This window comes from Pseudostreptobacillus hongkongensis (genome assembly GCF_001559795.1).
Taxonomy (GTDB): domain Bacteria; phylum Fusobacteriota; class Fusobacteriia; order Fusobacteriales; family Leptotrichiaceae; genus Pseudostreptobacillus; species Pseudostreptobacillus hongkongensis.
On the sequence record NZ_LOHY01000001.1, the window covers coordinates 12,185 to 33,021 of the forward strand.

23 protein-coding genes are annotated in these 20,837 nt (G+C 26.8%); 21 read left to right on the plus strand and 2 right to left on the minus strand.

The window, feature by feature from the left end:
- The first annotated feature begins 10 nt into the window (after positions 1-10).
- From frr to tnpA, 3 genes are read left to right on the plus strand one after another with little or no spacing between them, the layout of a single operon-like run.
- Positions 11-568 carry a ribosome recycling factor gene (gene frr / locus AYC59_RS00075; protein ID WP_066894044.1) on the plus strand — a complete coding sequence of 186 codons (558 nt, stop codon included), beginning with the start codon at positions 11-13 and terminating at the stop codon, positions 566-568.
- A 2-nt stretch (positions 569-570) separates the two neighbouring features.
- Positions 571-1,605 (plus strand): rod shape-determining protein, encoded by a 1,035-nt coding sequence (locus tag AYC59_RS00080; protein WP_066893901.1) that lies wholly within the window; start codon positions 571-573, stop codon positions 1,603-1,605.
- Position 1,606: 1 nt separating this feature from the next.
- A complete protein-coding gene (gene tnpA, locus AYC59_RS00085) occupies positions 1,607-2,053 on the plus strand; it encodes an IS200/IS605 family transposase (RefSeq protein ID WP_066893904.1) in 447 nt (148 codons plus the stop codon).
- A 289-nt stretch (positions 2,054-2,342) separates the two neighbouring features.
- On the opposite strand, the gene AYC59_RS00090 is transcribed toward tnpA, so the two are convergent.
- Positions 2,343-2,645, minus strand: coding sequence for a DUF6693 family protein (locus AYC59_RS00090; RefSeq protein WP_066893907.1), 303 nt, complete (start codon positions 2,643-2,645; stop codon positions 2,343-2,345).
- A gap of 123 nt (positions 2,646-2,768) precedes the next feature.
- Between AYC59_RS00090 and glmU the strand changes: the two genes are divergently transcribed.
- Genes glmU through truA form a run of 7 tightly spaced genes read left to right on the plus strand, consistent with a single transcriptional unit; the run spans position 2,769 to position 8,523 of the window.
- A complete protein-coding gene (gene glmU / locus AYC59_RS00095) occupies positions 2,769-4,103 on the plus strand; it encodes a bifunctional UDP-N-acetylglucosamine diphosphorylase/glucosamine-1-phosphate N-acetyltransferase GlmU (RefSeq protein WP_082752586.1) in 1,335 nt (444 codons plus the stop codon).
- 19 nt (positions 4,104-4,122) lie between these two features.
- Positions 4,123-5,109, plus strand: a complete 987-nt coding sequence (locus AYC59_RS00100) for a ribose-phosphate diphosphokinase (RefSeq protein ID WP_066894050.1) — start codon at positions 4,123-4,125, stop codon at positions 5,107-5,109.
- The gene (locus AYC59_RS00105) at positions 5,106-5,678 is read left to right on the plus strand and encodes an L-threonylcarbamoyladenylate synthase (protein WP_066893910.1); all 573 of its coding nucleotides are present in this window, start codon (positions 5,106-5,108) and stop codon (positions 5,676-5,678) included. Before AYC59_RS00100 ends, AYC59_RS00105 begins: the two co-directional genes overlap by 4 nt.
- Positions 5,668-6,123: a viral A-type inclusion protein gene (locus AYC59_RS00110; protein ID WP_082752588.1), complete on the plus strand. Its 456-nt coding sequence runs from the start codon at positions 5,668-5,670 to the stop codon at positions 6,121-6,123. The genes AYC59_RS00105 and AYC59_RS00110 overlap by 11 nt, the downstream gene beginning before the upstream one ends.
- Before the next feature lie 26 nt (positions 6,124-6,149).
- A complete protein-coding gene (locus AYC59_RS00115; protein ID WP_066893913.1) occupies positions 6,150-7,214 on the plus strand; it encodes a GspE/PulE family protein in 1,065 nt (354 codons plus the stop codon).
- Positions 7,192-7,788 carry an HAD-IB family hydrolase gene (locus tag AYC59_RS00120; RefSeq protein WP_066893916.1) on the plus strand — a complete coding sequence of 199 codons (597 nt, stop codon included), beginning with the start codon at positions 7,192-7,194 and terminating at the stop codon, positions 7,786-7,788. The genes AYC59_RS00115 and AYC59_RS00120 overlap by 23 nt, the downstream gene beginning before the upstream one ends.
- Positions 7,789-8,523: a tRNA pseudouridine(38-40) synthase TruA gene (truA, locus tag AYC59_RS00125; protein WP_066893919.1), complete on the plus strand. Its 735-nt coding sequence runs from the start codon at positions 7,789-7,791 to the stop codon at positions 8,521-8,523.
- Between the two features lie 18 nt (positions 8,524-8,541).
- On the opposite strand, the gene AYC59_RS00130 is transcribed toward truA, so the two are convergent.
- Positions 8,542-9,126, minus strand: coding sequence for a uracil-DNA glycosylase family protein (locus tag AYC59_RS00130; protein ID WP_066893922.1), 585 nt, complete (start codon positions 9,124-9,126; stop codon positions 8,542-8,544).
- 54 nt (positions 9,127-9,180) lie between these two features.
- Here AYC59_RS00130 and AYC59_RS00135 point away from each other — a divergent pair, with 54 nt between their 5' ends.
- From AYC59_RS00135 to AYC59_RS00185, 11 genes are all read left to right on the plus strand, one after another.
- Positions 9,181-9,804: an alpha/beta hydrolase gene (locus tag AYC59_RS00135; protein WP_066893925.1), complete on the plus strand. Its 624-nt coding sequence runs from the start codon at positions 9,181-9,183 to the stop codon at positions 9,802-9,804.
- 19 nt (positions 9,805-9,823) lie between these two features.
- The gene (locus tag AYC59_RS00140) at positions 9,824-10,561 is read left to right on the plus strand and encodes an ABC transporter ATP-binding protein (RefSeq protein WP_066893928.1); all 738 of its coding nucleotides are present in this window, start codon (positions 9,824-9,826) and stop codon (positions 10,559-10,561) included.
- Entirely contained in the window at positions 10,558-12,069 is a 1,512-nt protein-coding gene (locus AYC59_RS00145) for an ABC transporter permease/substrate-binding protein (protein ID WP_066893931.1), read from the plus strand. Before AYC59_RS00140 ends, AYC59_RS00145 begins: the two co-directional genes overlap by 4 nt.
- Positions 12,070-12,181: 112 nt before the next feature.
- Entirely contained in the window at positions 12,182-13,111 is a 930-nt protein-coding gene (locus tag AYC59_RS00150; protein ID WP_066893934.1) for an alpha/beta hydrolase, read from the plus strand.
- A 150-nt stretch (positions 13,112-13,261) separates the two neighbouring features.
- A complete protein-coding gene (locus AYC59_RS00155; protein WP_066893937.1) occupies positions 13,262-14,410 on the plus strand; it encodes a nucleotidyltransferase family protein in 1,149 nt (382 codons plus the stop codon).
- A 14-nt stretch (positions 14,411-14,424) separates the two neighbouring features.
- The gene (locus tag AYC59_RS00160; RefSeq protein WP_066893940.1) at positions 14,425-15,342 is read left to right on the plus strand and encodes an alpha/beta hydrolase; all 918 of its coding nucleotides are present in this window, start codon (positions 14,425-14,427) and stop codon (positions 15,340-15,342) included.
- 53 nt (positions 15,343-15,395) lie between these two features.
- The gene (locus tag AYC59_RS00165; RefSeq protein WP_066893943.1) at positions 15,396-16,715 is read left to right on the plus strand and encodes an MFS transporter; all 1,320 of its coding nucleotides are present in this window, start codon (positions 15,396-15,398) and stop codon (positions 16,713-16,715) included.
- A gap of 14 nt (positions 16,716-16,729) precedes the next feature.
- Positions 16,730-17,539 (plus strand): transketolase, encoded by an 810-nt coding sequence (locus AYC59_RS00170; protein WP_066893946.1) that lies wholly within the window; start codon positions 16,730-16,732, stop codon positions 17,537-17,539.
- Between the two features lie 7 nt (positions 17,540-17,546).
- Entirely contained in the window at positions 17,547-18,473 is a 927-nt protein-coding gene (locus tag AYC59_RS00175) for a transketolase family protein (RefSeq protein ID WP_156445418.1), read from the plus strand.
- A 13-nt stretch (positions 18,474-18,486) separates the two neighbouring features.
- Complete coding sequence (locus tag AYC59_RS00180) at positions 18,487-19,536, plus strand: cell division protein FtsX (protein ID WP_066893951.1); 1,050 nt, start codon at positions 18,487-18,489, stop codon at positions 19,534-19,536.
- Between the two features lies 1 nt (position 19,537).
- A complete protein-coding gene (locus tag AYC59_RS00185; protein WP_066893954.1) occupies positions 19,538-20,827 on the plus strand; it encodes a murein hydrolase activator EnvC family protein in 1,290 nt (429 codons plus the stop codon).
- The last annotated feature ends 10 nt before the right edge of the window (positions 20,828-20,837 follow it).

The following is a 20,837-nucleotide window of genomic DNA, read 5'->3' on the forward strand; positions in this document are numbered from 1 at the left end:
TGATATATTAATGTTAGATGAACTTTTATTAGAAGTTGAAGAAAAAATGGAAAAAACAATAGAAAGTACAAAAACACATTTTTCTCATGTTAGAGCAGGACGTGCAAATGTTTCTATGTTAGATGGAATTACAGTTGATTATTATGGTCAAATGTCTCCATTAAATCAAGTGGGAACAGTATCAGCGCCAGAAGCTAGATTATTAGTGGTAGATCCTTGGGATAAATCTTTAATACCAACTATAGAAAAAGCGATACTTGCAGCAAATATTGGATTTAATCCATCAAATGATGGTAGAATTATTAGACTTGTTGTACCTGAACTTACTGAAGATAGAAGAAAAGAATATGTAAAACTTGTAAAAAAAGAAGCTGAAGAAGGAAGAGTTGCAGCAAGAAATGTTAGAAAAGACTATAATAATAAAGTAAGAAAAATGGAAAAAGATTCTGAAATAACAGAAGATGAATTAAAATCTGCAGAAGAAAAAATTCAAAAATTAACTGATAAATGTATAACAGCAATAGATGAATTATTTGCTAAAAAAGAAAAAGAATTGTTGAGTATATAGTTATGTTTAATCGTTTTTTTAATTTTTTAAGAGTAAAAAAACAGATATCTATAGATTTAGGAACATCTAATGTCTTATTTTTTGATAAACAAAGAAAAAAGATAGTTTTAAATGAACCTTCAGTTATAGTTAGAGATAAGAAAACACAAAAAATTGTTGCTGTTGGACATGAAGCACGTGAAATGCTAGGGAAAAATCCTAATAGTATAGATGTAATAAAGCCTTTAAAAGATGGTGTAATTTCTGATCTAGATTCTACACGTGAAATGCTAAGTTTATTCATGAAAAAAGTTTATGGGGTATCACCTTTTAAACCTGAAGTAATAATTTGTGTTCCCATAGAGGTAACTACTGTTGAAAAAAGAGCCTTATTTAATGCAGTCGAAATTGCAAAGTCTATTTATCTTATAGAAGAAGGTCGTGCAGCAGTAATGGGAACGGGTGTAGATATTTCACATCCTAATGGTAATATAGTAATAGATATAGGTGGAGGATCAACAGATATTGCTATACTTTCACTTGATGAAATAGTTGTTTCAAAATCTGTTAGAATAGCTGGTAATAAGCTAGATGAAGATATAGTTAAGTATGTTAAGGAAAGACTTAATATAAATATAGGGGACAGAACTGCAGAAAAAATAAAGAAAACACTTTCGACAGCTATAACTGTACCTGAAAGTGAAAATGAAAAAATTGTAATAAAAGGATTAGATATTAATACGAAGAGTCCAAAGGAATTAGAAATATCATCTAATCAAGTTCAAGAGGCAATAATAGGTTCTTTACAAGAAATAATTTCAGCAGTTAAGGAAGTATTAGGTAAGTGTCCTCCAGAACTTGCATCAGATATATTAGATAATGGTATAGTTTTAACTGGTGGAGGAGCCTTAATTAAAAATTTTGATAAATTAATATCTGAAAGTGTTAAAATACCGGTAATAGTACCAGAAAATCCACTAGATTCAGTAGCAATAGGTGGAGCATATGCCTTTGATAACCAAAAATTATTGAAAACATTACTAGTAAAGGAAAATTGATATGGAAATATATGGAAATAATCATTCTGTTTTTGCACTTTATTATCAATTAGTATTAGTTACTAAGAATAGAACACCAATTTTTAATGAGGAAATTGTTAAATATGCTATAGATAAGTTTGAACAAATTTCAAAATCTTATCTTATAGAGCTATATGATTATAGTTATGAATTAGATCATATTCATATTAAATTTAAGGCACATCCTAAAAGTGAAATATCTAAGTTTATAAACGCATATAAGAGTTCGACTTCAAGATTAATAAAGAAAGAATTTAGTAATGTTGAAGAGTTATTACATGATGGAGCGCTTTGGGAAAAAACATATTTTTTAATAACAGAAGGTGTTCCAAGTAAAGACATGATAATGCATTATATTAAAACAAAAATTAAATGTGATATAGTTGATCATAATTGTGATAGTTGTGGTTGCGGTCACGAACATTAATAAAAATGGGCGTTAAGAGTAAATACTCTAAACGCCTATTTATATATCAATACAGTACTTTCTTCAAGAAAATGTGTGTGTTTAACCTTTCATTTTTGGAATAATACATATACAATTAAGATTTCAAAAATATATGTTAATATGATTATTAGTAACCATAATAAACATTTTAAAAAAGTTCAGAACCAGTATCATCAAAATACATTCTTTTACCATCAACTATAGAATAGTTTGTATAACTTCCTTCAAATTTTGAAAATATATTAGCACCACCTAATAGAGATATAGATTATTCAACAAAATGAGTGTGTTCTACTTTCCATTGCTGTAATTTTACAAAGAAAATAAAGCTGTAGAATCCTAAAGTAATTAATATTAAAATGTACCATATAATAAATTTACCAAAAAGTTTAGAACCAGTACCATCAAAATACATTCTTTTGCCATCAACTATAGAGTTATTTATCTTCCATCTTTCAAGATTACAAATAGCCCAAGGAGTTGCAATTCCAAAAGTTATAGTACATAAGATAGTGTTAAGTATAGAAATTATAAAATAATTTATGTAGCTTCCTTCAAATTTTGAATTCATATAATACCTCCAAAGATGTTTAATATCTACAATATTATCACGAAATGCATTTAAATGCAATATTGAAAAAGACACTTAAAAGTGATATAATTAATATAAGAATGAAAAAAAGTAGGTGGTTTTGTGATTTCACTAGTCTTAGCGGCAGGTAAAGGTACAAGAATGAAATCAAATATATCTAAACTTATGCATAGAGTAAATGGAATTCCTATGGTAACTAAAGTTAATAATGTTTTAAAAGAATCAGATATTTCTAAAAATATATTAATTTTAGGATATTTAAAAGAACAAATAATAGAAGAATTACCTGATGTTGAATATATTGAACAAAAAGAACAACTAGGTACAGCTCATGCAATTATGATATCTAAAGATAAAATAAAAGAATATGGTGATGATGTTCTTATCTGTAATGGTGATGGTCCTTTATTAACAGTTGAAACTATTAATAATATGAAATCTAAGTTATATGATGAAAACTTAGATGGACTTATACTTTCTTGTTTACTTTCTGATCCTACTGGTTATGGTAGAATAATAAAAAGAGATAATAAGGTAGTAGATATAAGAGAAGAAAGTGAAGCAAGTTTAGAAGAAAAACAAATAAATGAAATTAATGTGGGAATATATATGTTTAAATATGAAGCATTAATGAGTATTATAGATAAGTTTGATAATAACAATTCTAAAGGAGAGTATTTTTTAACTGATGCTGTTAAGTTGATGGTAAATGAGGGCTATAAAGTAGATAGCATTTTACTTTTAGATAAGGATGAAATGTTAGGAGTTAATTCAAAAGAACAATTAGCAGAAGCATCACGTATATTAAGAGATAGAAAAAATAAAGAATTAATGAGAGATGGTGTAATTCTTATAGACCCAAGTACTACATATATAGAAGAAGATGTAAAAATTGGTATTGATACAGTAATTTATCCAAATGTATATATACAAAAAGGAACAATTATAGGTTCTAATTGTAATATATATTCAGGGACAAGAATAGAAGGATCTATAATAGGTGATAATGTAACAATAGAATTAAGTGTTATAGAAAAATCTAAAGTTGAAGATAATGTTTCAATAGGACCTTTTGCACATCTTAGACCAGCTGCATTGCTTAAGAAAAATTCTAAAGTAGGGAATTTTGTTGAAATAAAAAAATCTACTTTACACGAAGGTGTTAAATGTGGTCATTTAACATACATAGGAGATAGTGAAATAGGTAAAGATACTAATATAGGTGCAGGAACTATAACTTGTAATTATGATGGTAAAAATAAGCATAAAACAACTATAGGAGAAAATGCATTTATAGGAAGTAATAGCATAATAGTATCACCTGTAAAAATAGGAGATAATGTTTTAACTGCAGCCGGTTCAGTTATAACTAAAGATGTTCCTGATGGTAATATAGTATTTGGAAGAGCTAAACAAGTTAATAAAGAAAATAAATAAAAGAAAGTGTGGGATCTTGATGTATAATAATCATGAAATAAAAGTTTTTGCTGGAACTTCTAGTGCTAAACTTGCACAAAAAGTTGCAGATAAACTAGGTGTTAAACTGGGAGATAGAAATATAGTTAAATTCTCAGATGGTGAAACTTTTGCAAAATCAAATGAGACAGTTAGAGGATGTAAAGTATTTGTTATTCAATCAACTTCAGAACCAGTAAATGAAAGTTTAATGGAGTTATTAGTGTTTATTGACTCTTTAAAAAGAGCATCTGCTGCTGAGATAATAGCTGTAATACCATATTATGGATATGCAAGACAAGATAGAAAAGCTTATCCAAGAGAGCCGATTACATCTAAATTAGTTGCAAACTTATTAACAGTTGCAGGAGCTACAAGAGTAGTTACTATGGATTTACATGCAAGACAAATACAAGGATTCTTTGATATACCTGTAGATCATATGGAAGCACTTCCTTTATTTGCAAAGTATTTCTTTGATGCAGGATTTACAGCTGAAGATTCAGTTATAGTTTCTCCAGATGTAGGTGGAGTAAAAAGAGCAAGATCTCTTGCTAGATGGTTAGGAATGCCTCTTGCTATTATAGATAAAAGAAGAGAAAAAGCAAATGTTTCAGAAGTTATGAATATAATAGGAGAAGTTAAAGGTAAAAAAGCTATTTTAATAGATGATATAATTGATACTGCAGGAACTATTTGTAATGCAGCTGAAGCAATAATGAAAGCTGGAGCAAAAGAAGTAGTAGGTTGTGCAGTTCATCCAATATTCTCAGGTCAAGCAATAGAAAGACTTAGAAATTCAGCGTTTAATAAAGTAGTTGTTACAGATACTATTCAATTACCAGAAAGTAAAAAATTTGAAAAATTAGTAGTAGTTTCAACAGCGTCTATGTTTGCTGAAACAATAAATAGAATATTCGTTGAAGAACCAATAAGTGACTTATTTGAAATGCCACACAATTTAGATATGTCTGAAGGTTTACAATGATAAATGAAACAGATGTTATTCTATTTCCTACAGATACAGTTTATGGAATAGGTGTAAAACCAAATAAAGAAGCATTAAATAAATTGTATGAAATAAAAAAAAGAGATAGAAATAAAAAAATAGTAGCATTAGTTTCAAGTAAGGAAAAAGCTTATGAAATATTAGAAGAAAATATTTTGGTATATAATATAATAGATAAGTGTTTTCCTGGAGAACTAACCATAATTTCTAAAGCTAATGTAGATTTTTTAGAAAAATTAGGGTATAGTGATGATATAGGTGTAAGAATGCCATCAAATGATATTGCACTTAAAATAATAGAAGATGCAGGTGGAATACTTATGACTAGTAGTGCTAACCTAAGTGGTGAAAATGCAGCTATAAGATTTGAAGATATTTCTTCTCAAATAATTAATAATGTTGATATAGTTATTAAAAACGACAATGGGTTAAGTGGTACATCTTCAAGTATATATAAGATAATAGAAAATGAGATATTTGAAGTTAGAAAAGGAAATTTTAAAATAGATAATATAGAGAAAATTAAGGAGGAAACCTTTGAAAAATAGAGTAGTAAATCCTAATAATATTACAGATATGGATATGATAAATGCAAAAAATCAAGCAAGTATGGTATCTATATTACAAAGAATAGGTAAAGCTAAAAGAAAAAAAGAGTTAACATTATCTAAAAGTTCACAAAAGTATTTGTTACAAATGATAGGTGAAATGAAAAAACAAATGAAAATTTATCAAAATCAATTACCTAACCTATTTTCTTTCTTTAACTATGTAGAAAAATCTTTACAAATAGGTAAGAAAGAAAAATGGCCAAAAGAAAAAAAACTTTTAGTTTCATTTGATGAACAAGATTTATTAGTAAGACAAATGAAAGATGTTGTTAAAGGATTAGAAGTTGAGAAATCAAAATTAAAATGGTATAATTTTGCTAAAAAAATGATGTTTTCAACAATGCAAAAACAAACAGAAGCATTATTAGAGGATTTAAAGTAGATTAATCTAAAGGGGGAGTTAAAATAATGCAAATAAATAATAAAGATGCAACTACTTTAAAAAGTAGTTGTTTTTTGTCTACAAATATTATAAAATTATCAGAAGATATAATAAAATACGGTATTGAAAATAAAGCATCTGATATACACATAAGGGAAATAAATAAAGAAGTAAGTCTAGAATATAGAATAAATGGAATATTAGAAAAAATTAATATTTCTAATATTTTACCTTCAGAATTAATTGCAAGATTTAAAGTTATGTCTAGATTAAATGTAGCAGAAAAAAGATTGCCACAAGATGGATCTTTTTCATATATATATGATAAAAATAAATATGATATTAGAATGGCTACTTTACCTACTATATATGGAGAAAATATAGTTCTTAGAATATTAAATACTACTCTTAATGATATTAGTTTTAAAGGATTAGGATTTAATGATGATAAGATAGAAAAGATCAAATATATGTTATCTAAAATGTATGGACTTATACTTGTTACAGGGCCTACAGGTAGTGGAAAATCAACAACTTTATTATCCTTAGTAAATTATTTAAATAGTGGAGATAAGAAGATAATAAGTATAGAAGATCCAGTTGAAAATAAGGTTGAAGGTATAGTACAAATACAGATAAAAGAAGAAATAGGACTTACATTTGAAAAAGTATTAAGGACAACATTAAGATCAGATCCAGATATTATAGTAATAAGTGAAATAAGAGATGAAATAACTGCAGAAATTGCAATACGTGCAGCTCTAACAGGACATTTAGTTTTGGCTACATTACATACTAACAATTCTGTATCTACATTTACAAGACTAATAGATATGAAGATTCCTAAATATTTGATATTAGATTGTTTAATAGGTATAATTTCTCAAAGATTAGTAAGAATTGATAGTAAAAGTATAAGACTTTGTGTTAGTGAAATATTAGTTTTAGATGAAAATACAAGAGAGATATTTTCTAAAAATTTAGAAAGGTCTGTTATAGAGAAAAAATTAAAAGAAAATAGTTTTTCTACAATAGAAGATGAATTAGAAAGACTAGAAAGGATATATTTTGAAAAAAATAGTAGTATATGATTTTGATAAAACAATTTATGGTGGAGAAACATCTACAGATTTTATGAGATTTTTTTTGAAAAGAAATAAAAAATATATTAAACGTCTTCCATATGTTATAAAATCCTTATTTTATTATAATAAAAATTTAAAAAGATCAAAAGAAATATTTTTTAAGATATTAGATAATATAGATATGGAATTATTAAAAAATGAAATAAGAGAATTTTGGAAACAAAATAATAAAAAAATATTTTCTTGGATTAGTGATGAAATAAAGGTAAATAAATTAGAATCAGATGAGTTGATATTAATATCAGCAACTCCAAGTATTTTTTTAGAAGAAATATCTAAGGAGCTAGGATTTGATAAATTAATAGCTACAGAGTTTGTAAAACAAAAAGATAATTTCATTAGTAAAATAGAAGGTAGTAATTGTAAGGGTGTAGAAAAGGTTTATAGGCTTCAAGAATATTTAGAAAATTTTGAAATCATTAAGTTCTACTCGGATAGTATGTCAGATAAACCTTTATTTGATTTAGCAAAAGAAAAATATTTTATTAAAAAAGGTATTAAAGAAGTTTTGGAGTATTAGATGAAAAATATTAAAATAGTTTATCAATATGATGGAAGTTGTTTTTATGGATCTCAAAGACAAAAAGAGAAGAAAACTGTACAAGGTACTATAGAAAATATATTAAAGAATTCTTTTAATGTAGAAGTTAATATGATTAGTTCAGGTAGAACAGATAGAGGAGTACACGCAAAAATGCAGGTTTCTAATTTCTTAATTAAAAGAGATATACCTTTTGATATTATGAAGAAAAAAATAGAAAAATATTCAGATTATGAAATAAAAATAATAGATATTTCATATGTAGATTTAGAATATAACTCAAGATATGACACAAATATACGTGTTTATGAATATATTTTGGATAATAGAGTAAGGATAAATCCCTTTGAAACTAAATATATATCAGGAATAGAATATGATATAGAAGTGGAAAAATTTAATAAGATATTAAAGGAATTTGAAGGAGAACATGATTTTTCAAGTTTTTCTAAAAAGGATAATAAAGCTAATAAAAATCCGGTAAGATGTATATATGAATGTTATGCAATAGAAAAAAATGGAAGAGTATACGTGTATATAAAAGGTAATAGTTTTTTAAAAACTATGGTTAGAATAATAATAGGAACTACACTTGCAATATATGAGGGTAAAATAGATATAAGGTATATAAAAGAAAATTTTGAAAATCCAGATCCAGATATTAAAAAGTTTGTTGCAGATGGTAATGGACTATATTTATATAATATAGAATAAGAAGTAGTAAGGTATTTACTACTTCATAGCCTTTTTAACGCTTTCTTTTAATATTGGTAGAACATTTTGTTCAAACCAAGGGTTCTTTTTAAGCCATCCAATATTTAAAGGTGATGGATGAACTATAGGAAAATATTTAGGTAAATATTCTTTAAATGATTTAACAGTTAGTGTTAAATTTTCTTTAGATATATTTTTTAAATAATAATCTTGAGCATATTTACCAACTAGTATAAATAGTTCTACATTTGGTAATTCTTTTAAGATTTTAGGATGCCATTTAGCAGCAAAATCTTTTCTTGGAGGAAGATCTCCACCTTTACCACGACCTGGATAGTAAAAATCCATAGGTATTATAGCTATTTTATCAGTTGAATAAAAAGTTTGTTCATCTATATCCATCCATAGTCTTAATTTATCACCACTTTTATCTTTCCAATATATTCTTCTTTCTTGTGCTTTTATACCAGGAGCTTGTCCAACAATTACTATTTTTGCATTATAAGGAGCAGAAAATAGAGGATCTATACCTTTATCTGTGAATTCCTTATTTTCTATATCATTTTTTATTTCTTCAAAAATTTTTTCTATTTTTTTATTCATAATACCACCTTAGTTTAGTTTATATTATTATAACATAAAATGAAAGGAAGTAAGATGAAAAAAGAATATTTTTATGGAGAAGATAGTATTCATACAATGCAATGGAGCATAGAAAATCCAAAAGGAGTAGTACAGATAGTACATGGAATGCTTGAATATATAGAAAATTATGATGAGTTTGCTAAATTTTTAAATAAGAATGGATATGTAGTTCTTGGTAAAATTGTTAAAATTTTTAAAGGTGGAAATTATAGAAGTAAGTTTTTAAACTTACTTACAACAGAAAAATTAAATAAAATGCTAGGGAGCAGTACTAAAACTAAAGGAGATTGGTTAAGTAGAGATGAAAAAGAAGTAGAAAAAGTCTTAAGTGATGAATATAGGCAATTTATTCCAACTGTTAATATGAGTTTAGGTATATTTGAACTTACTAATTATGTTAGAAAAAGAAAAAATATTAAAAAAATTAGGCAAGATTTACCTATATTACTCATATCTGGTGGGAAAGATCCACTAGGTAATTTTGGAAAAGGTATAGAAAAATTAGATGGTATTATGAAATCAGAAGGTTTAAATACTACAGTTATAATATATGATGGTTCAAGACATGAATTATTACATGAATTAAATAAAGAAGAAGTAATGAATGATATACTTAAATGGATAGAAAGTAAGTAGCGAAAGTAGGTATAATTTAATGATTAAATTTGAAAATGTTATACAGGAATATAAAGGGAATGTAGTTGTAGAGATAGAAAGTTTTGAAATAAAATGTGGAGAATTTTTAGTTCTTGTAGGAAGTAGTGGAAGCGGTAAAACTACTACTATTAAAATGATTAATAGATTAATAGAACCTACAAAAGGAAAAATTTTGATTCAGGATAAAAATATATTAGATACACCAGTCAGAGATTTAAGGTTAGATATAGGGTATGTATTACAACAAATTGCTTTATTTCCTAATCTTACAGTTAAAGAAAATATAGAGCTTATACCTGAAATGAAAGGTTGGAAAAAAGAGAAAAGGTTAGAAAAAATAATAGAATTATTAAATAGAGTTGGTTTAGATCCAGATAAGTATTTAAATAGATATCCAAAGGAATTATCAGGAGGAGAACAACAAAGAATAGGCATACTTCGTGCAATAATTGCAGAACCTAAAGTTTTATTAATGGATGAACCTTTTTCAGCACTTGACCCTATATCAAGATCTAATTTACAAGAAATGATTAAAAAGTTACATTCTGATTTAAAAATGACTATAGTATTTGTTACTCATGATATGAATGAAGCGATGATTTTAGCAGATAGGATAGCTATTATGAGTGAAGGTAAGATATTGCAAGCTGGAACACCTTGTGAAATAAAGAAAAATCCTGTAAATGATTTTGTGATTAAAATGTTTGATGGTTTAGATTGTGAGGTTAAATTATGATAGTACAGGTTTTTAGAGAAAGATTTTTTGAGTGGTTACAGGCTTTAGGAGAACATTTACAAATATCATTGGTTTCTTTATTGATCGCTATAATTATATCAATTCCTCTTGCTATAATCATAGTTAATAAAGATAAAATTAGAGATATGGTATTACAAATTACAGGGATATTTCAAACTGTACCATCACTTGCATTACTTGGATTACTTATACCAATTTTTGGTATAGGGACACCACCTGCAGTTTGTGTTTTAGTTATCTATGCTATATTCCCTATATTACAAAATACAGTTACAGGTTTAAAAAATATAGATCCTACTTTACAAGAAGCAGCCCAAGCTTTTGGTATGACAAGATTTGAAAAATTAAAAAAATTTGAAATAGCTATTGCCATGCCTGTGATTATTTCAGGTATTAGGACATCTGCTGTGATGGTAATAGGTACTGCCACACTTGCAGCATTAATAGGAGCTGGAGGACTAGGTTCTTTTATACTTCTTGGTATAGATAGAAATAATGTTGATTTAATTTTAATAGGAGCTGTATCATCTGCATTGCTTGCCATATTATTTAATATGGTTATAAAAATACTTGAAAAGTCTTCAATTAGAACTATAATGTTTTCTATGCTTATTTTAACTATTAGTGTATTTGCGTCATTTATTCCTTTCTTTGAAGAAAAAATGATGGGAGAAAATATAATAATAGCAGCAAAGCTTGGTCCTGAACCAGAAATAATTATTAACATGTATAAAGAACTTATAGAGCAGGAAACAGATTTAAATGTTACTTTAAAACCAAATTTTGGAAAAACAAGTTTTCTTTATGAGGCTTTAAAAAGTGGTGATATAGATATATATCCAGAATTTTCTGGAACTATAACATCTAGCTTATTAAAAGAAGCCCCTAAAGTTTCAAATGATGTAAGGCAAGTTTATGAAATAGCTCGTGATAGTATATTAAAACAGGATAATTTAATATTCTTAGAACCTATGCTTTATCAAAATACTTATGCGGTAGCAGTTAAAAACAAGTTTGCAAAAGAAAATAATTTAAAAAACATATCAGATTTAAAAAAGGTAGTAAATAGTTCAAAAGCAGGATTTACATTAGAATTTAATGATAGAGAAGATGGGAATAAGGGTATAAAAGATATTTATGGAATAAATTTAAAAGTTAAGACTTTAGAACCATCACTTAGATATCAAGCAATAAATAATGATGATGTTCAAATAATAGATGCTTATTCAACTGATAGTGAATTAAAAGAATATGATTTAGTTATATTAAAAGATAATTTAAATATATTTCCACCTTATCAAGGAGCACCATTATTAAGAAAGGATACATTAGAAAAATATCCAGAGTTAGAAAAAGTGTTAAATAAGTTAAGTGGGAAAATATCAGAAGAAGAAATGATTAATATGAATTATGAAGTTAAAGTAAAAGGTAAAAGTGCAGCTAGTGTTGCTCATGATTATCTTAAAAAGGAAGGGTTAGTAAAATAATAAATTTGGGAGAAGAAAATAGAAAAATATTACATTAGTATCAAGTTGTCTATTTACAAATATAAAATAAAATGTTAAACTTACATATATTTTAGAGAAGAAAGAGGAAGAAATGAAGAAATTTTTAAAATGGATAATTGGTACATCGATAGTTTTAATTTTAGCTCTAGGATTTGTTGGAAACTATTTTTTCAATTTTGCCTTAAATAATGAAGTTCCTAAAACTCGTGTTAATGGTCAGGATGATGATGGAATAAAAGATCCTAGAAAAGAAATAAATATTAAATGGTTTGAAGATAATAAAAATTCTATTGATATGATATCTGATGTTACAGGACATAAACTGGTTGGATATGAAATAAAAAATGATAAAAGTGATAAGTGGATAATAGTAGTACATGGATTTTCAGAAAGTGCAAAAGGAGTAGCAACTTTTGCTAAAGGTTTTTATGACAGAGGATATAATGTATTTTTACCTGATTTAAATGCACATGGTCAAAGTGAAGGTAAATATTTGACTATGGGAGGTTTTGATGGAAAAGATTTAAAACAATGGGTAGAGTTAATTTCAAAAAAATACAATAATCCAGATATTATGCTTTTTGGTGTTAGTATGGGTGCTGCAACTGTTATGAATAGTTTAGATGAAAATCTACCTTTTAATGTTAAAGGATTTATAGAAGATAGTGGATACTTAAGTTTAAATGAAGAATTTTCAGGACAACTTAAAAAGTTATTTAAATTACCATCATTTCCTATAATACCTGCAGCAAGTGTTGTTACAAAAATAAGGGCAGGCTATTTCTTAGGAGATGTAAATGCAACTAAGGCATTAAAAGAAACAAAACTACCGGCTTTAGTAATGCATGGTGAAGATGATACATTTGTTCCTGTTATTCATGGGCAAAAAATATATGATTTAATTTCTTCGCCTAAAGAATTACATATATTTAAAGGTGCTAAACATGTTAAGGCAGAAAAACTTTATACTGATGAATATTGGGGATATGTAGATAACTTTTTAAATAAATATTTTAAATAATGTTTTGATGTTAAAGAATATGTAGGAGAGTATATATCAAATCGATTAAAATTATGATGAATTTTAATATAATATATGCTCTTCTTTTTATTTGTCTTTATTTTCCCATTATGTTATACTAAAATATATGAAGATTGATGGTGATGTGTATTGAAAAATAAGGTATTTGGAGTAGTTGCAGAATTTAATCCTTTTCATAATGGTCATAAATATCAGGTAGAAAAAATTAGACAATTAGGTGCAGATGTACTAATAGCTGTAGTTAGTGGAGATTTTGTACAAAGGGGAGAGGTTTCTTTGCTTTCAAAATTTGATAAGGCAGAACTTGCTATATTAAATGGATATGATATAGTTGTGGAATTGCCAGCTTACTATGCTATACAAAATGCAGATATATTTTCTGAATTTTCTACCAAAATATTAGAAGTTATGAAAGTTGACTATCAAGTTTTTGGTATAGAAGAAAATGATATATCAGATATTGAAAAAATAATTGAAATACAAAATAAAGAAGAATATATTAATAAACTATTAGAATATCAAAAAGAAGGATATAGCTATATTAAATCACATGAACTAGTTTTAAGTGAGTATAATTTATCTGATAAATATAAATCAAATAATATATTAGCTATTTCATATATTAGAAGTATATTAAGAAATAAGATGAATATGAGATATATAGGTATAAAAAGAAAAAGTGTAGACTATAATAGTGATTATAGTTTAGAAAATATGGCATCTGCATCATACATTAGAAATAATATATATGATGAAAAAATTAAAAAATTTATCCCGAGCAATACTTTTGACATTTTATATAAAAATGTAAATGATATAAAAAGCGCAAATAAAGAGATTTTTAAAATATTCAAGTATATTATCAATGTTAAATCAAAGAAAGAAATAATAAAAGTATATGATTTTAATGATACCATTTATAATAGGGTGATTAGATATATAAATAAATCAAAGGATTTTGATGAGTTTATATCTCAGATTGTAACTCGTAATATCAGTAAAAATAGAGTTAAAAGATTAATTTTAAACGTTTTGCTGGATATATCAAGAGATGATATTTCTATAGATAATAATATAGAATATGTAAGAGTATTAAGTATGAATGAAAAGGGAGCTAAATATATTAAAAGTTTAAATGATGATAAAATTTATGTTAATTGGAAAGACATTGAAAAGAATATACAAGGTAAGAAAATTAAACTTGAAAAAAATTCATTTATTCTTTCTAGTTTACTTTTAAATAAAAATGAAAAATTAAATGTAAAGTATATAAAGTGAGGTAATAAAAGTAAATGTTTAGTATAACACAAATGTATATAGATAAAATAGAAAAATACCCTAAAGAAACTCTTGAAGATTCTTTAAAATTTGTTATGAAAAGTAAAAATAGATTTATATGTGGTAAATATTCACCTGCTGTTTTTGATATACCTTTTTATGAAATAGATTTTAAATCAGATGGTTTAAATCTATATGGTTGGTATCTTCCTGTAAAAGGTGCCCAAAAGACTATGGTAATATCTCATGGGAGAAAAAATAACAGAATATTTACACTTAAATTTCTTCAATTATTTAAGGATATGCAACTTAATGAGAAATATAATATATTTTTACCAGATTTAAGAAATTCTGGTAAATCAGATGAGGCAAGGACTGCTTTTGGCTATTATTTTTCAAGAGATATTAAAAATGCAGTATTAATGTTAAATGAAAAATACGGGACTAAAAATTTTGTGTTATATGGTTTTTCTCAAGGTGGTATGGGATCTGCTATAGTTCCATATATGTATAAAGAAGAATTAAGAAATAAGGAGATAACTATAGAAAAACTAATATTAGATTCGCCAGTATCTAATGTGAAAAAATTACTTGATGAATATTCCACTATAGGTGGGGTAAGACTTCCATATATATTTACAGAATATGTTCAAAAAATATTTAATGGTAGAATTGATAATAAATTATATGATTTAAAACTCTCAAAATTATTAGGTGTAGTTCCTACATTAATATTACAATCAGAAAAAGATGTTGTAACTCCATATAATATGATAAAAGAAGAATATGAAATAATAAAGGAAAAAAGTAAAAATGATAATAATATTATAAAACCTGAATTTAAAGCATTTAGAAAAGGACAGCATGTTAGAATATATTTACAATATAAATGGGAATATACTTCTACCATACAAAATTTTTTGAATTATTAGTAGAATTTGTGGTAAAATGTAGTGTAATACTAGAAAAAATGAAAGGATAAAATATGAGTAAAAAACTAAGTAAAAGTTCATACTGGTTTTATGGTATCGGAGTAGCATATTTTATACTAGACCAGGTATTTAACCAATGGGTTCAGTACTTCTACCTACCACCAGAAAAAGCAATTCAGGATTATGGAATAACATCTTTATTACAACCTAAATATCTTGTTATAGCTTTTATTGTAATGAGACTTGTTGATGCAATAGCAGATCCTGCTGTTGGATATTTATCGGATAATTCTAAATCTAAATTTGGAAGAAGGTCTATATTTATGCTAATAGGTATAATACCTCTAGCAATTTCTATGGTATTGTTCTTTTATCCAATAGGCTCATCACCTATTTTAATAACAGCTTATTTAGCAGTAATAGGAAGTATATATTTTACTGCCTATACTTTAGTAGGAGGTCCATATAATGCTCTTGTTGCTGATTTGGGTTCAAATAAAGAAGAAAGACTAAAATTATCTACAGTACAATCGATATTTAGACTTATTTTTACTGCAATTCCATTAGTATTTAGTACAAAAATATTAACTTGGTTAATAAGTAAAAATGGAAGCTTTAATGAATCTATGAGAATAATGGTTATAGGATTTTCTGTAATAAGTGCAATACTTGTTTTAATTTCTATATTTGGATTAAAAGAATCTCAAATTTCTTCTCTTCCAGAAGAAAAAGAACAAGTTAAATTTATGGATTCGATTGCATTTCTTAAGAAGAAAGAAATAATGCTATATTTCTTAGGATTTTTCTTCTTTTTCTCAGGATTTAATATTATTAGAAACTCTGTAATATTCTATGTTGTACAAGTTTTAGGTAAGACAGAGGGATTTGCTATGATACCAACTGCAATATTATTCTTAATTGCAGCAGTATTTTTCCCAGTTACGCAATATTGGTGTAAAAAATATGATTATAGAACAATAATGCTTTTAGATCTAGTTTTAATTATAGTAGGAACATTAGGTTTAGTATTCTTAGGAAGTAGTAATATGATAATATTTTACTTGATGTTTATAATAATAGGTATAGGAGTAAGTGGATCAGCGTTTATATTCCCACCTGCTATGCTTAGTGAAATATCTAATAATATATCAGAAAAGTATAAAGTTAGAATAGAAGGTATGATGTTTGGTATACAAGGATTATTCTTGAAACTTGCATTGCTTGTTCAACTTGTATCAACTACTTTATTATTAACACTAGGTTCAAAAGTTGGAGGAACTACTACTCTTGGAGTAAATGTTACGTTAATTCTTGCGGTAGTATTCTTAATAATATCGTATATATGTTATTATCTTAAAAAAAATAAAATATAATATTGGAGGCAATTATGGAAATTTTAGAATTAAAAGAAATTTCAAAAAAAATTAGAAGAAATATTGTGGAAATGATATATCACGCAAAATCAGGACATCCAGGAGGATCTTTATCTATAGCAGATATTTTGGCTGTTCTATATTTTGAAGAATTAAATGTAGATCCTAAAAATCCAAGAGATCCTAAAAGAGATAGATTAGTTTTAAGTAAAGGACATGCAGCTCCTGCAGTTTATTCTGTATTGATGGAAAAAGGATATATTGAAAAATCTCTTATTACAGAATTAAGAAAATTTGGGTCACCTTTACAAGGACATCCAGATTTAAAGAAATTACCTGGTATTGATATGTCTACTGGATCTTTAGGTCAAGGTTTATCAGCGGCACAAGGTATGGCAATTTCAGCTAAACTTTCTAATGCTCCATATAGAGTATATGCAATTTTAGGAGATGGAGAATTACAAGAAGGACAAGTTTGGGAAGCGTTTATGTCAGCTGCTCACTTTAATTTAGATAATTTAGTAGCAATAGTTGATTCAAATGATTTACAAATAGATGGAAATGTTTCAAAAGTTATGCCTGTTGAACCTTTAACTGATAAGTTTAAAGCATTTAATTGGCATGTAATAAATATAGACGGACATGATTTTGAACAAATTAGAAAAGCTTTAGAAGAGGCTCGTAATACTAAGGGTAAACCTACAGTAATTATTGCTAAAACTCATAAAGGTAAAGGTGTTTCATTCATGGAAGATAATGGTGGATGGCATGGTAAAGCACCAAGTCTTGAAGAATTTGAAAAAGCTATGGAAGAATTGAAATAGGAGGAGAATTAGAATGAAAGCAACTAGACAAGCATATGGAGAAGCATTAGTTAAATTAGGAAAAGAAAATAAGGATGTAGTTGTATTAGAAGCAGATTTATCAAAATCTACTATGACAACTTTCTTCCAAAAAGAATTCCCTGAAAGACATATAAATGTAGGGATAGCAGAAGCGAATTTAATAGGAACAGCAGCAGGTATGGCAACTACAGGTAAAATACCATTTGCATCAACGTTTGCAATGTTTGCTGCAGGACGTGCATTTGATCAAATTAGAAACTCAGTTGCATATCCAAAATTAAATGTTAAAATATGCCCAACACATGCAGGAATATCACTTGGTGAAGATGGTGGATCACACCAATCAGTAGAAGATATAGCTTTAATGAGAGCTATACCAGGTATGGTTATTTTACAACCAGCAGATGCTACTGAAACTGAAAAGATAATATTTGCTGCTGCTAAATATGAAGGGCCTGTATATGTTAGACTTGGAAGATTACCAGTTGCAGATATATATAACGAGGGATATAATTTTGAAATAGGTAAAGCAAGTACTTTAACAGAAGGTAATGATGTTGCTATAATAGCTACTGGACTTTTAGTTGGTGAGGCATTAAAAGCTGCAGAAACTTTAAAAGAAAAAGGTGTAAATGTTAGAGTAATTAATATGTCAACTATTAAACCACTTGATGAAGAAACTGTCTTAAAAGCAGCTAAAGAATGTAAATTAGTAATAACTAGTGAAGAACATTCAATAATAGGTGGTCTTGGAAGTGCTGTATCTGAGTTCTTATCATCAAATCACCCAGTTAAAGTTATTAGACATGGAATTAATGATGTGTTTGGACAAAGTGCAGATGGAAATGTTATGTTGGATAAATATGGTTTAAGAGCTTCAAGCTTAGTTGAGTTGGTTCTTAAAAATATTTAGTTTGGAGGAATAAATGTTAAAAAGGCTATTTAAAGGGGTTTTTGAAAATATTAAAGCTGAGAAAGGAACTTTCTTTTCTTCTATAGTATCATTTATGTTAATATTTAGTTTAATTAATATATTCGTTTTTGGTGCTATAAATCTTGATTCATATAGATTAAAAGCAGAGCAATCAAATCAAGTAATTGCTTATTTAAAAGATATAACAGAAGAAGAAAAAAGTGGATTACAAACAAAGTTATTAGAAATAAATGGTGTTTCTTCTGTTAGATATATATCAAAAGACGTAGCTTTAAAATCAATAGAAAAAGAATTAAATGTTGATTTAAGCTCAGAAGCTAATCCACTTGAGGATGCATTCTTTATATACCTTAACAAGAATGTTAACGCAGATGATTTACAAAATAAATTAACAGAACTTAATGAAATAGATTCATTAGACTTAAGAGCTAAGGTTATAAACCAAACTGTAGCTTTCAGTAATAATTTAGATTCATTTATTAAATATGCTTGTATTGCATTAGGTGCTTTTGCATTAATAATGTTATACAATATATCAGTAGCTAATGTTAAAACAAGAAAAACTGAAATATATAGAAGTTTAATAAAAGGTGAAAAAAGATTATTTATTAGAACAACTTTCTTTATAGAATCATTGATAGCTATTTTAATATCAGGAGTAGCAAGCTATTATGCATATACTTACATAAGAGAAGGTATAATAGAACTTGTTAAGAATTCTACTTTAGAAAATGTAGTATTTTCAACTATGGATAAAGAAATATATGTTTTATGTATAGTATTAGCATTAACTGTATTACTTTCTCTAATAATTAATTACTTAACTTTAGGGAAATATTTCAAAAAATCATACTATGAAAAACTTTATGAAAATGAGGCTGAAGAGTTAGAAGAAGCATATGAAGATAAAATAGTTGAAGAATCTAAAGAAAAAGAAGCAAAAGCTGAAGAAAAAGTAAATGAAATAGAAAAGTTAAAAGAAATGTTAAAATTAAATGAAGAAAAGTCTGAAGACTTTGAAGATTTAGGAGAGGAGGAGTAGTATGAAGAAAAAGATACTACTTACGCTTAGTATTTTTTCTTTGATAACTCTTTCTAATACAAGTATAGAATCGAATCAAAAAAGAATAACACAGATTGATAAACAAGTTAAGGATAATACTTCTAGGATTAATACAAATAAGAATAAAATAACAACAGCTCAAAAAAGTGAAGCTGATGCTAAAAAAGAAATTGCTAATCTTAATAACTTGATTAATAAATTACAATCTGAATATAATATTATTGAAGGTGAATATATTGAACTACTTAAAAGTATAGGTAAAAGTACTCAAGAAATAAATTCAAGTATACAAAAAATTGAGGAAAGTACTAAAAAAATTAATGTAGGGAAAGAAGAATATAAAAATAAAATTAAAGTTTGGAACAAGGTTTTAAATGCAAAAGTATATCAAAGAAATATAAATACAGCAGAGGAATCTAAGAAACAATCAGATTTAATAAAGATTTTAGGTCAAGAAGATAATAAAATTAAAAGTATTGAAAGTTATAAATCTCAAGTAGAGGTTCATAAGAAAGAAGAAGAAAAACTTAAAGTCAAAAAAGAAACACAGGCCAGAGAAGTTGAAAAGAAAAAGAAAGAGCTTGAAGGTAAAAGAAATGAATTAAGAAATGCTAAAGCTAGTAAAGACCAAGCAGTTAGAAATTTACAAGCTATTCAAAGTAAACTTAAGAGTGAAAATGTTACTATTGAAAAAAATAATGCTAACTTAATTGCAGAAAAGAAAAGATTAAATCAACAAATTAATGCAATTATTGCAGCGGCTAAGAAAAGAGAAGAAGAAGCTCGTAAAAAAGCAGCAGCAGAAGCAGCTAAAAACAAATCTTCAAATAATCAAAATGGTAATGGAAGTAAAACAACAACACCTACAACTCCAGCAGTTGTTGTAGAACAACCAAAAGGTACAGGACACTTTATTATGCCTATAAGTGGAAGCATTGTTGTTGGATATGGACAAGAAAAAACTCCAGGTATTACAAGTAAAGGTATAGAAATTAGAGGAAGTCTTGGTCAAAGTGTTAAAGCTTCTGATTCAGGATTGGTACTTTATTCAGGATCTTTAAAAGGTCTTGGAGCAGTAATTATGATAGATCATGGTAACTTTATTACAGTTTATGGAAATTTATCATCAGTTAAAGTTGCAAATGGAGCAAAAGTAACTAAAGGTCAAGTTATAGGAACTTTAGGAAGAGATAGTGTTACAAAAGAACCTAATTTATACTTTGAGGTAAGAAAAGGTGTAAATTATGTAAACCCAGCAAATTATTTATAATGGAGGATAT

Bases quoted from the DNA above. Each gene is read 5' to 3' on its own strand.
- AYC59_RS00115 (WP_066893913.1), top strand. From the start codon at position 6,150: ATGCAAATAAATAATAAAGATGCAACTACTTTAAAAAGTAGTTGTTTT.
- AYC59_RS00130 (WP_066893922.1), bottom strand. From the start codon at position 9,126: ATGAATAAAAAAATAGAAAAAATTTTTGAAGAAATAAAAAATGATATA.
- AYC59_RS00150 (WP_066893934.1), top strand. From the start codon at position 12,182: ATGAAGAAATTTTTAAAATGGATAATTGGTACATCGATAGTTTTAATT.
- AYC59_RS00160 (WP_066893940.1), top strand. From the start codon at position 14,425: ATGTTTAGTATAACACAAATGTATATAGATAAAATAGAAAAATACCCT.
- AYC59_RS00090 (WP_066893907.1), bottom strand. From the start codon at position 2,645: ATGAATTCAAAATTTGAAGGAAGCTACATAAATTATTTTATAATTTCT.
- AYC59_RS00135 (WP_066893925.1), top strand. From the start codon at position 9,181: ATGAAAAAAGAATATTTTTATGGAGAAGATAGTATTCATACAATGCAA.
- AYC59_RS00080 (WP_066893901.1), top strand. From the start codon at position 571: ATGTTTAATCGTTTTTTTAATTTTTTAAGAGTAAAAAAACAGATATCT.
- AYC59_RS00145 (WP_066893931.1), top strand. From the start codon at position 10,558: ATGATAGTACAGGTTTTTAGAGAAAGATTTTTTGAGTGGTTACAGGCT.
- truA (WP_066893919.1), top strand. From the start codon at position 7,789: ATGAAAAATATTAAAATAGTTTATCAATATGATGGAAGTTGTTTTTAT.
- frr (WP_066894044.1), top strand. From the start codon at position 11: ATGTTAGATGAACTTTTATTAGAAGTTGAAGAAAAAATGGAAAAAACA.
- AYC59_RS00140 (WP_066893928.1), top strand. From the start codon at position 9,824: ATGATTAAATTTGAAAATGTTATACAGGAATATAAAGGGAATGTAGTT.
- AYC59_RS00185 (WP_066893954.1), top strand. From the start codon at position 19,538: ATGAAGAAAAAGATACTACTTACGCTTAGTATTTTTTCTTTGATAACT.
- tnpA (WP_066893904.1), top strand. From the start codon at position 1,607: ATGGAAATATATGGAAATAATCATTCTGTTTTTGCACTTTATTATCAA.
- AYC59_RS00105 (WP_066893910.1), top strand. From the start codon at position 5,106: ATGATAAATGAAACAGATGTTATTCTATTTCCTACAGATACAGTTTAT.
- AYC59_RS00165 (WP_066893943.1), top strand. From the start codon at position 15,396: ATGAGTAAAAAACTAAGTAAAAGTTCATACTGGTTTTATGGTATCGGA.
- AYC59_RS00180 (WP_066893951.1), top strand. From the start codon at position 18,487: ATGTTAAAAAGGCTATTTAAAGGGGTTTTTGAAAATATTAAAGCTGAG.
- AYC59_RS00100 (WP_066894050.1), top strand. From the start codon at position 4,123: ATGTATAATAATCATGAAATAAAAGTTTTTGCTGGAACTTCTAGTGCT.
- AYC59_RS00170 (WP_066893946.1), top strand. From the start codon at position 16,730: ATGGAAATTTTAGAATTAAAAGAAATTTCAAAAAAAATTAGAAGAAAT.